The organism is Kitasatospora sp. NPDC058048 (assembly GCF_042885555.1).
GTDB classification, from domain to species: domain Bacteria; phylum Actinomycetota; class Actinomycetes; order Streptomycetales; family Streptomycetaceae; genus Kitasatospora; species Kitasatospora lactacystinica.
The window spans coordinates 195,337-210,313 of the sequence record NZ_JBHVRT010000013.1 but is presented as its reverse complement, the minus strand read 5'-3'; the positions used below and the strand labels follow the sequence as shown (position 1 = coordinate 210,313).

At 73.0% G+C, this 14,977-nt stretch carries 12 protein-coding genes; 6 read left to right on the top strand and 6 right to left on the bottom strand.

Features of this window, described 5'->3' with window-relative positions:
* Positions 1-26: 26 nt before the first annotated feature.
* Both ACFVVA_RS16535 and ACFVVA_RS16530 read right to left on the bottom strand, forming a co-directional pair.
* Positions 27-1,109, bottom strand: a complete 1,083-nt coding sequence (locus ACFVVA_RS16535; protein WP_387690061.1) for an agmatine/peptidylarginine deiminase — start codon at positions 1,107-1,109, stop codon at positions 27-29.
* Positions 1,110-1,244: 135 nt separating this feature from the next.
* Positions 1,245-2,456: an agmatine deiminase family protein gene (locus ACFVVA_RS16530; RefSeq protein WP_387690059.1), complete on the bottom strand. Its 1,212-nt coding sequence runs from the start codon at positions 2,454-2,456 to the stop codon at positions 1,245-1,247.
* Positions 2,457-2,614: 158 nt separating this feature from the next.
* On the opposite strand from ACFVVA_RS16530, the gene ACFVVA_RS16525 reads away from it, so the two are divergent.
* On the top strand, positions 2,615-3,268 hold the full coding sequence (locus ACFVVA_RS16525) for a TetR/AcrR family transcriptional regulator (RefSeq protein ID WP_387690057.1): 654 nt from the start codon (positions 2,615-2,617) through the stop codon (positions 3,266-3,268).
* A 148-nt stretch (positions 3,269-3,416) separates the two neighbouring features.
* On the top strand, positions 3,417-5,267 hold the full coding sequence (locus tag ACFVVA_RS16520) for a protein kinase (RefSeq protein ID WP_387690056.1): 1,851 nt from the start codon (positions 3,417-3,419) through the stop codon (positions 5,265-5,267).
* Between the two features lie 77 nt (positions 5,268-5,344).
* Here ACFVVA_RS16520 and tatA read toward each other — a convergent pair whose 3' ends face one another.
* On the bottom strand, positions 5,345-5,665 hold the full coding sequence (gene tatA, locus ACFVVA_RS16515; protein WP_387690054.1) for a Sec-independent protein translocase subunit TatA: 321 nt from the start codon (positions 5,663-5,665) through the stop codon (positions 5,345-5,347).
* A 259-nt stretch (positions 5,666-5,924) separates the two neighbouring features.
* Here tatA and ACFVVA_RS16510 point away from each other — a divergent pair, with 259 nt between their 5' ends.
* The 3 genes from ACFVVA_RS16510 (at position 5,925) to ACFVVA_RS16500 (ending at position 9,714) form a co-directional block, all read left to right on the top strand.
* On the top strand, positions 5,925-7,133 hold the full coding sequence (locus tag ACFVVA_RS16510) for an agmatine/peptidylarginine deiminase (protein ID WP_387690052.1): 1,209 nt from the start codon (positions 5,925-5,927) through the stop codon (positions 7,131-7,133).
* Between the two features lie 77 nt (positions 7,134-7,210).
* The gene (gene ureA, locus ACFVVA_RS16505) at positions 7,211-8,008 is read left to right on the top strand and encodes an urease subunit gamma (RefSeq protein WP_387690051.1); all 798 of its coding nucleotides are present in this window, start codon (positions 7,211-7,213) and stop codon (positions 8,006-8,008) included.
* Positions 8,005-9,714, top strand: a complete 1,710-nt coding sequence (locus ACFVVA_RS16500) for an urease subunit alpha (protein WP_387690049.1) — start codon at positions 8,005-8,007, stop codon at positions 9,712-9,714. Before ureA ends, ACFVVA_RS16500 begins: the two co-directional genes overlap by 4 nt.
* Before the next feature lie 112 nt (positions 9,715-9,826).
* Here ACFVVA_RS16500 and ACFVVA_RS16495 read toward each other — a convergent pair whose 3' ends face one another.
* Complete coding sequence (locus ACFVVA_RS16495) at positions 9,827-11,887, bottom strand: phosphocholine-specific phospholipase C (protein ID WP_387690047.1); 2,061 nt, start codon at positions 11,885-11,887, stop codon at positions 9,827-9,829.
* Between the two features lie 395 nt (positions 11,888-12,282).
* Positions 12,283-13,248: a LuxR C-terminal-related transcriptional regulator gene (locus tag ACFVVA_RS16490; RefSeq protein ID WP_387690045.1), complete on the bottom strand. Its 966-nt coding sequence runs from the start codon at positions 13,246-13,248 to the stop codon at positions 12,283-12,285.
* 290 nt (positions 13,249-13,538) lie between these two features.
* On the opposite strand from ACFVVA_RS16490, the gene ACFVVA_RS16485 reads away from it, so the two are divergent.
* Complete coding sequence (locus ACFVVA_RS16485) at positions 13,539-14,783, top strand: hypothetical protein (protein WP_387690043.1); 1,245 nt, start codon at positions 13,539-13,541, stop codon at positions 14,781-14,783.
* Here the strand turns inward: ACFVVA_RS16485 and ACFVVA_RS16480 are convergent.
* Complete coding sequence (locus ACFVVA_RS16480) at positions 14,761-14,970, bottom strand: DUF3050 domain-containing protein (RefSeq protein WP_387690041.1); 210 nt, start codon at positions 14,968-14,970, stop codon at positions 14,761-14,763. The genes ACFVVA_RS16485 and ACFVVA_RS16480 overlap by 23 nt on opposite strands.
* Positions 14,971-14,977: the final 7 nt, after the last annotated feature.

Sequence of the window (14,977 nt, the reverse complement as noted above, 5' to 3'; positions counted from 1 at the left end):
GGGTTTTCTCCGTTCGCTGGCGAGGGTCAGGCGCGAGCAGCCGCGGACGGCGTGGCGGTGGTCTGCGTGGCATCGGCCTGCGTGGCGGCCGGGATCTGCTGGGTGATGCAGTGGACGCCACCGCCGCCGTAGGCGATCACCCGGGCGCGCACGCCGACGACCTTGCGGTCCGGGTAGGCGGCGGCCAGCACGGCCAGCGCCGCCGCGTCCTCGGGGTGGTCGGCGACCGGCACCACGACGCCGCCGTTGGCGAGGTAGAAGTTCAGGTAGCCGACCTCCACCTCCCGGCCGTCGACCTCGACGAAGGCGGCCTGCGGCAGGTCGACGATCTCGAAGGGCCGGCCCTGGGCGTCCGTGGAGTGCTCCAGCACGGCGCGGTTGGCCCGCATCCGCACGTAGTCCGGGTGGCCGGGATCGGCCGGGAGCTGCACCACGACCTTGCCGGGGGCGACGAAGGCGCAGACGCCGTCGACGTGCCCGTCGGTCTCGGTGTCCAGCGCCCCGCCGTAGGGCAGCCAGACGATCGTGGTGACGCCGAGCCGGGCCTTCAGCTCGGCCTCGATCTCCTGCCGGGTCATCTCCGGGTTGCGGTTGGGGTGGAGCAGGCACTGCTCGGTGGTGATCAGCGTGCCCTCGCCGTCGACGGTGATCGCGCCGCCTTCGAGGATCATCTCGGAGCGGATCGCCGGGGTGCCGAGGTGCTCCAGCAGCAGGCCGCTGATCCGGTCGTCGGCGTCCCAGGGGCTGTGCTTGCGGCCCCAGGCGTTGAAGCGGAAGTCCACGCCGGCCCGGCGGCCGTCGCCGTCGAGGACGAAGATCGGCGCGGAGTCGCGGAACCAGGAGTCGTCGGTGGGGAGTTCGACGACGGTGATGCCGGTGCCCGTGCCGGTGCCGGTGCCGGTGCCCGTGCCGCAGTGGGCGCGCGCCTCGTCGCCGTGGCCGGGCGGGGCCACCATGGTGACCGGTTCGAACTCCGCGATGGCGCGGGCGACCGCCGCGTACTCGCGCTTCACCTCGGCCAGGGTGTCGCCCCACAGGTCCGGGCGGACGGGCCAGGCCATCAGGCAGCCCTCGTGCTCGGTCCACTCCGCGGGCATTCGGTACGTCACGGGAAACCTCTTCTGATCGGTCCCCGGCCGGCCCGGCGCGTTCGGGGCGCGGGCCGGTCGAGGGGAGGGTGGTGGGAGCGGAAGGATCCCCGGCGGCCCGCCTCCGTGGGGTACCGGACGGGCCGCCAGGGGGTCTCAGAGCGCCGGCGGGACGGCCGGCTGGGACTGGGTGGCGCAGTGGATGCCGCCACCGCCGGAGGCGATGGTGTCGATGTTCAGCTGGACGACGTCGCGGCCGGGGAACTCGGCCCGCAGGATTCCGTAGGCCCGGGCGTCGGCGTCGGCGTCGCCGAACTGGGGGACGAACACCGCGCCGTTGGCGACGTAGAAGTTGGTGTAGCTGGACAGGAAGTCCTTGCCGCGGCCGCGGATCCGGGCGCGGTCCGGGCCGGGGAGTTCCACGACGGTCAGCGGGCGGCCCTGGGCGTCGGTCGCGGTCCGCAGGACCTGCTTGGCCTGCTCGTAGACGTCGATCCAGATCCGGTCGGTGCCGGGTCCGGGCTGGTCGAGGAGGACCCGGCCGGGCGCGGTGAAGCGCGCCAGGCAGTCGATGTGGTAGTCCGTGATGTCCTGGCCCGCCAGACCGGCCAGCCAGATCACCTTGTCCATCCCGAGCGACGCCTTCAGGGCCTGCTCGACCTGGTCCTGGGACATCCCGGGGTTGCGGTTGGGGTTCACCAGCGAGCTGACGGTGGCCAGCAGGGTGCCCTGGCCGTCCGTCTCCAGGGCGCCGCCCTCGCCGACGAAGGGGGCCCGGACGCGGTCGACGCCGTACTCGGCGAGGAGGGCGGCCGCGACCGCGGCGTCCTCGGTGTAGCGCTGGTAGTAGGGGGTGCCGGTCTTGCCCCAGCCGTTGAAGTTGGTGTCGACGCCGGCGACGGTGCCCGGTGCGACCACGAAGGTCGGGCCGAAGTCGCGGATCCACAGGTCGTCGTTGGAGATCTCGACCACGGTGATCGCGTGGTAGGCGCCGGGGCCGCAGTAGTAGCGCGCGTCGGCGGCCTGGCCGGGGCGGGCGACCACGACGACGGGCTCGTAGCGGGAGATCTCGTACGCGACGCGGGCGATGTCGTCGCGGACCGCCGAGAGCTGGGTCCGCCAGATCGAGGACAGGGCCGGCCAGGCCATGAAGGTGCGGTCGTGCCGGTCGCTCTCGGCGGGCATCCGCAGCCGCGTGGTGCTGCCCGCCGCGGCCGGGGCGACGGCGTCCGCCGCGGCGGGGGCACCTGGCGGGCCTGCGGTCGCGGCCCGGGCGGTGGCCGGAAGGGCCGTCCCCAGGGCGATCAGGGGTACGGCGGCGGCGCCCAGCCGGAGCAGGCCGCGTCGTGAGGGTGTGGGGGTGTGCATGGCGCTCCCTGGATGACGTGGGAGGTGGGGGGGTTGCCCCGCATCCTCTACCGTACTGAAAATTCAGTCAAGCTTTTGATGCAGGACTCCTCGAAAACCCTGAAACGATCATCAGGCAGCTGGCCCGACCAGCCGAGGAGCACATAGAGTGGGCGCCCATGTCGGACCGTCGGACAGAAATACTCAAGGCCGCCACCAGGGTCATCGCCCGGCGCGGCGTACGCGGACTGCGGGTGGGCGAGCTGGCGAGCGAAGCCGGGGTGTCCACCTCGTTGATCTACTACCACTTCACCGACCGGGCCGGCCTGCTGCGCCGGACGCTCGACTTCATCAGCGACCGCGCCGACCACTACACCGCCGAACCGGACCCGGTGCCCCGGACCGACGACCCCCGCGCCGACCTGGAACAGGTGCTGCTCCTGGAGCTCCAGGACACCGTCGAAGTACGGGAGAACAGCACTGCCTGGGGCGAGTTGAGAGCCACCGCGGTCTTCGACCCGGAGCTTCGCGAGGACCTCGCGCGAACCACCCACACCTGGGTGCACGACGTCGCCGAACTGCTCGCCCGGGCCGATCCGGGCGGTACCGCGCCGGCGCACGCGGCGGCCGCCGAACGGCTGACCGCACTCGTCGAGGGCCTGAGCGTGCGCTGGCTCAGCGGCTCGCTGCCGGTCGAGCACGCCCGCCGCCTGCTGCGCGGGGCGATCGACGCGGAGCTGGGCGACCCCCGCCGAGGCGCCGGGGGCGGCGGGGACGCCGGAGGCAGCGGGGGCCCCGGGCGAGCCGGCGGCGACGGATTCGGCCAATCCTGACGGAACCTCTAAACTCTGCGAGGCCGTGCCCGCCGCACGCCGCTTCCGCGGCCGTCGGGCCCCGCGCGCCCGAGTCCCCGACCGCCGACGTCCCGACCGCCGACGCCACCGCCCGCCGACGTCCCGACCGCCGAGAGAGGCAGCCCGCATGTCCGCTGACCGATCCCCTTTCGCCCTCCAGCCGGTCTTCCAGGAGCTGACCCCGGACGACCCGCGCGAGGTCGGCGGCTACCGGCTGTACGCGCGGCTCGGGGCCGGCGGCATGGGCCGGGTCTACCTCTCGTACACCCCCGGCGGGCGGCCGGTCGCACTCAAGGTGGTGCGGCCCGAACTGGCCGAGGATCCGGAGTTCCGCGCCCGGTTCGCCCAGGAGGTGGCCAGCGCCAGACGCATCCACGGACTGTTCACCGCCCAGCTCGTGGACGCCGGCGTGGAAGCCGCCCCGCCGTGGCTGGCCACCACGTACGTGCCGGGCCCGTCCCTGCAGCAGGTGGTCCGGCGCTTCGGCCCGCTCCCCGAACGGACCGTCCTGCTGCTGATCGCCGGCATCGCCGAGGCGCTGCAGGCGATCCACGCCACCGGGGTGGTGCACCGCGACCTCAAACCGGGCAACGTGCTGATCGCCCCGGACGGCCCCCGGGTGATCGACTTCGGCATCGCCCGGGCCGCCGACGCCACCGCGCTCACCGGCACCGGGCTGCGCATCGGCTCGCCCGCCTACATGGCGCCCGAACAGGCGATGGGCCGGCCCGCGACCCCGGCCACCGACGTGTACGCCCTCGGCGCCCTCGCCGTCCACGTCGCCGGCGGCAACCCGCCCTTCGGCGACGGACCGGACCCGTCGACGCTCTACCGGACCGTCCACGAGGAGCCGGACCTCACCCCGGTCCCGGCGGGCCTGCGCGAGCTGCTGCTGCACTGCCTCGCCAAGCGGCCCGAGGACCGGCCGACCACCGCCGAGGTGATCGCCGCCGCCCGGAGCCACCCGGCGGTCGGCGGACACCTCAGATTCGGCGACGACTGGCTGCCGCACCATCTGACCAGCCAGATGACCCGGCACGCCGAGCTGCCGCAGGTACCGGCCGAGGCCGAGCGGGGTGATGCCGGCGAGCAGGGCAGTTTCGGTGATCAGGGCAGTTTCGGTGATCCGGGCGGTTCCGGTGATCCGGGCGAGCGGACGGACGGGCCGGGCTGGGCCTCGGCCCGTACGGTCCTCGCCCCGGCGGCCGTCCCGACCCCCACCGTCGTCGTGTCCGGGCCGGTGCCGGAGCCCGCCGCGGCCTCCGGGCGGGTGCCGGCGCTCTCGGCGTCCGGCTCCGTCCCGGCGCCCTCGGCCGGGGGCGGCCCGGCGGGACGCGCCCGGGCCGGAGGAGGCCGCAGACGGGCCCTCGGACGAACGGCGCTGACCGCCGCCGTGGCCCTGACCGTAGGCGCCGCGGCGGCGGTGTTCCTGCTCGACGACCCGGACCAGGTGGAGGCCGCCACCGAGGAGGCTCCGGTGTCCGGCACCGCCGCGCCGGTCACCCCGGCCCCGCCCGGCCCGTCGGCCCCCACCGGATCCCCGTCCCCCACCCGGTCGGCCCCGACCGCGCCGACCGCTTCCGCACCGCCGCCCCCCGTCACCGACTACGCCACCGTCTACCGCGGGGTCGAGCTGACCTCGGCGGACTCCTCCTACGAGTTCGACCTCGCCACCGGGACCGTCGTCCCGGTGGACAGCGCGATCTGGTACGTCGGCCGCGGCGACGGCGAGTTCCTCGTCCCGGAGGCCGCCGACACCTTCATCGGCCGGGACGCCGGCCTGGGCGTCGCCGACTGCCTCAAGGGGCTCGGCTCCCGGTCGGCCGGGCGGGTGCCGTTCGGCGCCCTCGGACCGCGCGGCGCCTTCTGCGTCCGGTCCGCGGACGGCCGGGACCTCGCCGTGGTGAGGGTGCTGTCGACCGCCGGCGCGGACGGGCCGGTCAGGGTGTCCCTGGACCAGTACCGCCGCAACGGCTGAGAGCCGCCGCTCCCGCACCGACTGGTGGGGAGCGGCGGCTCTCGGGCGTCCCGGGCGGCGCGCGGCCGGCGGGACGGTCAGGGGTGCCGGGCCGGCTCGGCCGGGCCGCCGCCGGAGGGAGCGGTGCCGGAGGGGGCGGTGCCGGAGGGGACGGTGCCCGACCGGCCGATGCCTGACGGGGTACCGCCGGAGGGGGCGGTGCCGGACGGGCCCTCGCCCGCCGGGGCGCCGCCGGGCGGGGCCGCCTCCTCCCGCAGGGCCGCCGTCTCGGACTTCAGGATCCGCATCGACTTCCCCAGTCCGCGCGCCATGTCGGGCAGCTTCTTGGAGCCGAACAGCAGCACCAGCACGGCCACCGTCACCAGCACGTGCCAGGGTTCCAGACCATTGCGCAGCATCGCCGCCTCACCCGGCCTTTCATCGTCGTGACCGGGCCGTCCGTTCGGTGGCCCGGTCGTCTCGGGGTGGTTTGGGTGGCTTCACCGTAAGGCTTGACTGATTTTTCAGTCAATGCGAGAGTTCAGTCTCGGTGATGCCGGACGACCCCGTCCACCGGGACGACCTCGTCCACCGCCCAACCGGCGCCGCGCGACCGCTCCCCCGGAGCCCGCCCCTCCCGCCGAACCGGAACCACCCCCAGCCCCACCGGAGTCCAGCGTGTCCCAGTCCTCCCTCGCCCGCCGCACGGTACTGCGCTCGCTCGCCGGCGCCGGCGCGATCGCCCTCGGTGCGACCGCCTGCGCCGCCTCCGGCGACGACCCGGCCGACTCCGCGGCCCCGACGGCCTCCGGCACCCCCGGCCAGGCGCCGACGCAAGCTCCCGCACAGCCCCCCGCGTCCACCCCCGCCCCGGCTCCGGCCCGCGGACGCCGGCTCGGCGGCGAGTGGGAGAAGCACGAGCGGACCTTCATGGCCTGGCCCGCCTCCGAGAACGTCTGGGGCGAGCAGCTCGGGGCCGTCCGCCGGGACATCGCCTCGGTGGCCAGGGCCATCGGCGAGCGCGAACCGGTGGTCCTGCTCGTCCGCCCCGGCCAGGAGGCCTCGGCCCGCAACGCCTGCGGCTCGGACGTCGAGCTGCTCTCCGTCCCCGTGGACGACCTGTGGGCCCGCGACACCGTCCCGGTCTTCGTGGAGGAGGGCGGAAAGGTCCAGGGCGTCGACTTCAACTTCAGCGGCTGGGGCGGCAAGCAGGAGCACACCAACGACGGCCGGATCGCCCGCACCGTCCTGGAGAAGTACGGGATCGAGCGGATCGAGACGCCGGTCACCGCCGAGGGCGGCTCCTTCGAGACCGACGGCGAGGGCACGCTGCTGGTCACCGAGAGCTCCGTGGTCAACGAGAACCGCAACCCGGGCCGCACCCGCGACGAGATCGAGGCGGAACTCAAGCGGGTGCTGGGCCTCACCAAGGTGATCTGGCTCGCGGGCGTCAAGGGCAAGGACATCACCGACGCCCACGTCGACTGCCTCGCCCGCTACGCCGCCCCCGGGGTCGTCCTGCTGGACCGGGCCTTCCCCGGCACCCCGCCGGACGTCTGGTCCCGCTCCGCCGACCAGGCCCGCGCCGTCCTCGCCGAGGCCACCGACGCCGCCGGCCGGAAGCTCAAGGTGATCGAGATCGGCCAGCCCGACCCGGACAGGATCACCGGCCGGGGCGACGCCTTCGTCTCCTCGTACATGAACTTCTACATCGGCAACAAGGGCGTCTACCTGCCGAAGTTCGGCGACGCCAAGGCCGACGGCCACGCCCAGGAGGTCTTCAGGGACCAGTTCCCGGGCCGCGAGATCGTGCCCCTGCCGATCGACACCATCGCCGGCGGCGGGGGCGGCATCCACTGCGCCACCCACGACCAGCCTGCCGGCTGACCCCGCCGTCCCGCACCCGTCCCCCGCCGTCCCGCACCGTCCCGCACCGTCCCGCACCGAGGGAGAACGGAACCCCTGTGCAGCTGACCCCCACCGAACGCGACCGGCTGCTGATCTTCACGGCCGCCGAACTCGCCCGCGCCCGCCGCGCCCGCGGCCTGCGGCTCAACGTCCCCGAGGCCGTGGCGCTCATCTCGGACACCGTCTGCGAGGCCGCCCGCGACGGCCTCCGGCTGGCCGAGGCCGTCCGGCGGGGACGCTCCGTCCTCGCCGCCGCCGATGTGCTGCCCGGCGTCCCCGACCTGGTCACCGAGATCCAGGTCGAGGCCGTCTTCGAGGACGGCACCCGGCTCGCCGTCATCGCCGACCCGTTCGGCGGCGGCACCCTCGGCACCGCCGCGCCCGGCGCCGTCCTCCACCACGGTGACCCCGGCGGCGGCACGGGCGGCGACGGCCACCGCGACGGCCGCACCGCGCCCGGGCCGGAGGCCGTGCGCACCCTTGCCGTGCGCAACACCGCGGACGTGCCGATCTCGGTCACCTCGCACTTCCACTTCTTCGAGGTCAACCCGCGGCTGGCCTTCGACCGCGCCGCCGCCTACGGCACCCACCTCGCGGTACCGGCCGGCTCCTCGGTGCGCTTCGACCCCGGCGCCACCGTCGAGGTCGGCCTGGTGCCGATCGGCGGCGAGCGCGTCGCGATCGGTTTCGCGGGGCTCGTGGACGGCCCGCTGGACTCGCCGCGGGCACGGCAGGAGGCCCTGCGCCGGGCGGCCGAACAGGGCTACCTCGGAGCGGTCGAACAGGGCTGCCCCGGAGCCGCCGAACAGTGCCGCCCCGGAGCAGTCGACGACGGGCAGGAGAACCAGCCGTGAGCAGCAGCATCGAAGCGTCCGAGTACACCGCCGTGCACGGCCCGCGCGCCGGGGACCGGGTCCGGCTCGGCGACAGCGGTCTGGTCGTCCGGGTCGAATCCGACTCCCAGCGGCCGGGCGACGAGTTCCTCGTCGGCTTCGGCAAGACCGCCCGCGACGGCCTGCACCTCAAGGCCGCCGCCGTCCGGGACACCTGCGACCTCGTCATCAGCAACGTGCTGGTGATCGACGCGATCCAGGGCATCCGCAAGACCTCGATCGGCATCCGGGAGGGCCGGATCGCCTCCATCGGGCGGGCCGGCAACCCGGACACCCTGGACGGCGTGGACGTGGTCGTCGGCACCGGGACGGCCATCGTCTCCGGCGAGGGCCTGATCGCCACCGCCGGCGCCATCGACACCCACGTCCACCTGATGTCCCCGCGGATCATGGAGGCCTCGCTGGCCTCCGGCGTCACCACCATCATCGGCCAGGAGTTCGGCCCCGCCTGGGGCGTCGGCGTCAACTCGCCCTGGGCGCTGCGCCACGCCTTCAACTCCTTCGACGCCTGGCCCGTCAACATCGGCTTCCTGGGCCGCGGTTCGTCCTCCCACCCCGCCCCGCTCGTCGAAGCCCTCGCCGAGGGCGGGGCCTGCGGCTTCAAGGTGCACGAGGACATGGGCGCGCACACCCGCGCCCTGGACACCGCACTGTCCGTCGCCGAGGCCCATGACGTCCAAGTGGCCCTGCACACCGATGGGTTGAACGAGTGCCTGTCGGTCGAGGACACCCTGAGCGTCCTCGACGGGCGGACCATCCACGCCTTCCACATCGAGGGCTGCGGCGGCGGACACGTCCCCAACGTGCTCAAGATGGCCGGCGTGCCGAACGTCATCGGCTCCTCCACCAACCCCACCCTGCCCTTCGGGCGGGACGCGGTGGCCGAGCACTACGGCATGATCGTCTCCGTCCACGGGCTCAAGACCGACCTGCCCGGCGACGCCGCGATGGCCCGCGACCGCATCCGGGCCGGCACCATGGGCGCCGAGGACGTCCTGCACGACCTCGGGGCCATCGGCATCACCTCCTCCGACGCCCAGGGCATGGGCCGGGCCGGCGAGACGGTGCGCCGCACCTTCGCCGTGGCCGGCAAGATGAAGGCCGAGCGCGGCCCGCTGGAGGGCGACGGCCCGGACGACGACAACGAGCGCGTGCTGCGCTACATCGCCAAGCTCACCGTCAACCCGGCCATCGCCCACGGCCTCTCCCACGAGGTCGGCTCGATCGAGATCGGCAAGCTCGCCGACATCGTGCTGTGGCAGCCGGCCTCCTTCGGCGCCAAGCCGCAGCTGGTCCTCAAGGCGGGCTTTCCCGCCTACGGCGTCACCGGCGACCCCAACGCCGCCACCGACACCTGCCAACCGCTCGTCCTGGGGCCCCTGTTCGGCGCCCACGGCGCCACTCCGGCCGACCTCTCCGTCGCCTTCACCAGCCGCGCCGCCGCCGAGTCCGGCACCCGGGACCGCCCCTACGACACCATGACCACCCGGCGCCGTCGCGTCGCCGTCCGCCACACCCGCGGGATCGGACCGCGCGACATGGTCCGCAACACCCGCCTCGGCGAGGTCCTCGTCGACTCGCGCGAGGGTCTCGTCACCCTCGACGGCACGCCGCTGCGGTCCTCCCCCGCCGAGGAAGTCCCGCTGAACCGGCTCTACTTCCTCTGAGCCGCCCGCATTCCGCCGGCCTCCGCCGGACAGCCGCCCGCCGTCCGAGGAGGGCCCGCACAGCGCCGCCCCGGGCACCGACGTGCCCGGGGCGGCGCTGTGCGCGGTGCCGTCAGTAGGTGACGATGCCCGGGTCGGAGAGACCGGGGGCGCCGGTCTCGACGTGGCCGGCCAGGCGGCGCACGAAGTCGGCGGTCGCGCCCGAAGTGACGGTCACGTCGTACCAGTTGCGGCAGGCGCTCAGGTCGACGGTGCACGTGACGGTCGCGCCCCGGCGGACGGTGAGGGCCTGCGGCGTGCCGCCGTAGGCGTTGGTGAGGGTCAGCACGACGTCCGCGGCGCCCGCGTTGGTGAGGGTGAGGTCGAGGTCGCCGGTGGTCGCGTTGTGGCGGGCGGTGACCTCGGGCCCGGCCGTCTTGCCGGGGTTGCGGAAGCGGCGCAGGAAGCCGTTGGGGCCGAACACGGTGAGGTCCGTGACGCCCTTGGAGTACGTGGTGTTCCAGGCGTCCGCGATCGTCCGGCCCGCCTCCGTGGTGTACGTCCACGGACCGTCGGTGCGGTTGGGCGAGGTCACCAGGAACTGGGCGCCCGCCGCCGCGCCCGCGCTGAAGGTGAGGCGGTACTTGCCCGCGGCGGTGTCGGCCGCCCCGTCCACGTACGGCGCGTACGCCAGCGGGCGGGTGGGCTTCGCGCCCGCCTCCTGCTTCGGCATGGTGCCGGTGGCGGGCGGGGTGGGCACGTAGTCCGGGTGGCGGTTGCGGTCTGCCGGGGCGTAGCCGGCCGTCGAGGGGAGCGCCGCCGCGGCCGTGTTCGACGCGGTGAAGTCGAAGGCGGAGGTCAGGTCGCCGCAGATGGCGCGCCGCCAGGGCGAGATGTTGGGCTCCTGGACGCCGAAGCGGCGCTCCATGAAGCGGATGATCGAGGTGTGGTCGAACGTCTCCGAGCAGCTGTAGCCGCCGGTGCTCCAGGGCGACACGACCAGCATCGGGACCCGCTGGCCGAGCCCGTACGGTCCGGCCGAGTAGCCGATGCCGCCGCCGAAGTAGTCGGCGGTGGTCGCCACCGTCGACAGGCCCTGCGAGGCGGAGGAGGGCGGGAACGGCGGCACGACGTGGTCGAAGAAGCCGTCGTTCTCGTCATAGGTGATGAACAGCGCCGTCCTGGCCCACACCTCGGGGTTGGACGTCAGCGCGTCCAGCACCTGGGAGACGTACCAGGCACCGTAGTTGGCGGGCCAGTTGGGGTGCTCGGTGAAGGCCTCGGGGGCGGCGATCCAGGAGATCTTCGGCAGGGTGCCGGCCTGCACGTCGCGCCGCAGGTGGTCGAACAGGCCGTCGCCGGCCTTGGCGTTGGTGCCGGTGCGGGCCTTGTCGTACAGCGGGTCGCCCGGCTTGGCGTTGCGGTAATTGTTGAAGTAGAGCAGCGAGTTGTCGCCGTAGTTCCCGCGGTAGGCGTCGCCGATCCAGCCCCACGAGCCGGCCGCGTCCAGTCCGTCGCCGACGTCCTGGTAGATCTTCCAGGAGACCCCGGCCTTCTCCAGCCGCTCGGGGTAGGTCGTCCAGCTGTAGCCGGCCTCCTGGTTGCCGAGGACCGGGCCGTTGCCGGCGACCCCGTTGCCGGTGCAGCCCGTCCACATGTAGTAGCGGTTCGGGTCAGTGGAGCCGATGAACGAGCAGTGGTAGGCGTCGCAGATGGTGAACGCGTCGGCGAGCGCGTAGTGGAAGGGGATGTCCTGGCGGGTCAGGTAGGCCATCGTGGTGGCCGTCTTGGCGGGTACCCACTGGTCGTACTTGCCGCTGTTGAAGGCCTTGTGGCCGCCGGCCCAGTCGTGGTTGAGGTCCTGGACGAACTGCATCCCGAGATCGCTGACCTGGGGCCGGAACGGCAGCACCTCCCGCTTGAGGCCGTCCGTCTGGTGCCACACCGAGCTGCCGCTCGGCAGGGTGACCGGGCGGGGGTCGCCGAAGCCCCGGACGCCCTTCAGCGCCCCGAAGTAGTGGTCGAACGAGCGGTTCTCCTGCATCAGCACGACGATGTGCTCGACGTCCTGGAGGGTGCCGGTGCTCCCCTGCGGGGCGATGGACGCGGCGCGCGCGATGCTCTGCGACAGCGACGAGAACGCGACGGTGGCACCGGCGAGTTGGAGGAAGCGACGACGATTCAGCTCTGCCATGGGTGGATTGACCTCAGCATGTCAGGAGGGTGGAGGACGGCGCCCCCAAGGACAGCGCGCGCGGGGTACCAACCGGCGGCCCGTTCATGACCGGCCGCCGTACGGCAGACGAACGCATCAAGTTGTACGGACAAGGCGTGAAGGCGAGGCCATGACCGACCGCCGGCTCCACGACGTCGACGTGGACGACGAGGCCGAAACGCCGGCGGTAGCCCTCGGCCCGTCGAACAGCCTGTCATTCCATCCGTGACGGTACTCTGACAAGTCGTCGAGGAGAAGGTCGGCGAGCCGACCGGAGGTACGAACCGGTGACGGGCGGCGCCGGCCGAAGCGCCGCCGCGTCACGGCGCGCGCTGCCCCGGCCCAGAACCAGCCGCGACGAATCTGAGCCGGGCTCAGAGCCAGCCGCGACGGCTCGCCTGGACGCCGAGCTGGAAGCGGGTCCGCGCACCGAGGAGCTCCTGGAGACGGGTGATGCGGCGGGCCACCGTCCGCTCGCTGACGCCGAGTTCGCGGGCGATCGACTCGTCGGTCAGGCCACCGCTGAGACAGGCGAGGAGCCGCCGGTTCTCGGCGGTGGCAGTCGTCGCGAGATCGTCCCCCGTCTCGGCGGCGGGCAGCGGGACGGCGATCTGCCAGAACGACTCGAAGATGCCGATCAGCGCGTCAAGGAGGTCCGACCGCTGCACGAGGATGTGGTGGCGGCGGTCCCAGTCGCTCGCGGGGGGACACACCAGGGCGAAGCGGTCGTCGCACACGGCCATGTTCAGCGGAACGTCGGGAAAGACCCGTGCTCGCTCGCCGAGTTCCACGGAGGTCCGGACCGCCGCCCTGGCGGCCCGGTCGCGCAGGACATGGGATCCGTAGACGACCGAACACGTGACGCCGCGCGCCAGGGCGTCCCGACTTCCCGGGGCCAGGGTGTTGGACTGCGCCGATCGGCCGGTGTAGCCGATGGTCAGGGCGCGGATCTGCTCGGTGGCCTCGTCGTAGAGCCGCCGGACGAGTGCGCTGCGGGCCGCTGCCGTCCGGGCGATCTCGATGTAGTCGGCTCCTCCGACGTGGTGGTCGCGCCAGAAGCGGGACAGCTCCTCGATGCCACTGCGCAGCGCGGCGAGTTCTCTGCTGCGACTCTCCACCACCGCGTCGAGGGCAGCCCGCGGGGGGCGGGCGACCAGCTGCGGTCCGTCCGGTTCCACCAGGCCGAGCCCGGTCAGTTCGCCGATCGCGGTGCTCATGGCACGCGAGCTCACGCTCAGGGCGCTCGCCAGTTCGGGCATCGCCGCCGGGCCGCGCTCGACGAGGGCGAGGTAGGCATTCTCGGCCGTTTTGCTGATATCTATACCAACAATCGAATGCATATGCCAATTCTCGCACGCACGGTCCCAGCCGGGCGAGTGCCGTCGGACACAGCGCCCCGCGTCCGTTTCAGCACAGTGGGCGCGGTCGTCCGGTGCTCACCGAGGACGTGGTGGCCCGGTGCTCTCCGAGGACGCGTGGGACCTGTCTGCTTCCTGCCATGCCGGATTTCGACACAGCGAACTCTTCAGTAACAGATCTGTTCCTCGCAAACTCTGCATACGGCACGGCCGACCGTTCCCCCCCTTCGCCGGAAACCCCCATGTCGTCTCGCATATCTAGGAGTTCACTCGTGAAGAAGACCCTCGCCTGGGCCGTCACCGTGGTGACCGCGGCGACCTGCACCCTCGGTGCCGCCCTGCCGGCCGTGGCCTCCGACGCCACGACGCCCCCCGCCGCCACGTCAGCCGCCGTCACCTCCGCCGCCCCCGGCTCCACGTTCGACACCTCCCGCCTGTCCCCGGACCTGAAGGCCCTCGCCGACCAGGCCCTGGCCAAGCTGCCCGCCGACTGGCAGCAGCACCGCGATGCCGCCACGGCCGCATTCGGCATCCACGACACCCAGTGGGCCGCCGTCCGCGACAGCGTCATCAACCCCGGTGACTACCAGTGCGAGAGCAACGCGCTGAGGGACTACCAGCGCACCCTGCTCCAGGGCGCCAACTTCGAGCCGCTCTTCTTCCTCTACTTCCTGGGCGTGTTCGACATGCCCACCTACGACGCGCTGTACTTCGGCAGCGAGTCGAAGTCCAACACCTTCGGCGTCAACGGCGAGTACACCAACGAGCTGACGTCCGAGAGCAAGGACCTGAAGAGGTTCTGGGACATCCACTCCGACGACATCCAGCTCGTGCCGATGCACGGCCGCGAGCTCTTCTCCTCCCCGGAGCGGCTGGCCCCCGTGGTGAGCCTGATGTACGGCATCCCGGAGGAGAACCACGAGGTGGCGCTGGGCCTGGCCTCGCTGATCATCCACGTGATCAACCTCGACCCGGTCCTCCAGGGCGGCGACAACCCGTTCTTCACCCTCAACGCGTTCGCCTTCTCCGAGAAGGGCGCCCCGCACCCGGCGGGCATCGGCGACCGCATCGTCATGGGTGACGGCATCCTGGAGGCCATGCGGGCCATCGGTCTGGGCACCACCGCCCCGCGCGCCATCCTCGCCCACGAGTTCGGCCACCACGTGCAGTACGAGGACGACCTGATCGGCGACCGGGTCGGCACGCCGGAGGGCAGCCGCCGCGTCGAGCTGATGGCGGACGCGTACGGCACCTACTTCCTCACCCACTCGCGCGGCGAGGCCCTCAACGCCAAGCGCCTGCTGGACTCCGAGAAGTCCTTCTACCAGGTCGGCGACTGCGCCTTCTCCAGCCCCGGCCACCACGGCACCCCCAACCAGCGCTTCGCGACCGCCTCGTGGGCCGCCGGCGTGGCCAACGACGCCGCCAACCAGGGCCACATCCTGCCCTCGCTGACGTTCGACGCACTGTTCGAGACGAAGCTCCCGGACCTCGTCAAGCCGGACGCGACGAACTGAGCACCCCGAACGACCGGGTACGGCCCGGCCGGCCGCGAGGCCTGCCGGGCCGGGTGGCCGACCGGGGCACTGTTGTCGAACAACGCCTCAACTGCAGCTCCACGCAGGCCGGCTGCCGCTGCGGGCACTTGGGCACTGACATGAAGTCCCGGACCGCGACGACGTGGTGCTCGTGGAAGACCCGCACCCGCTCG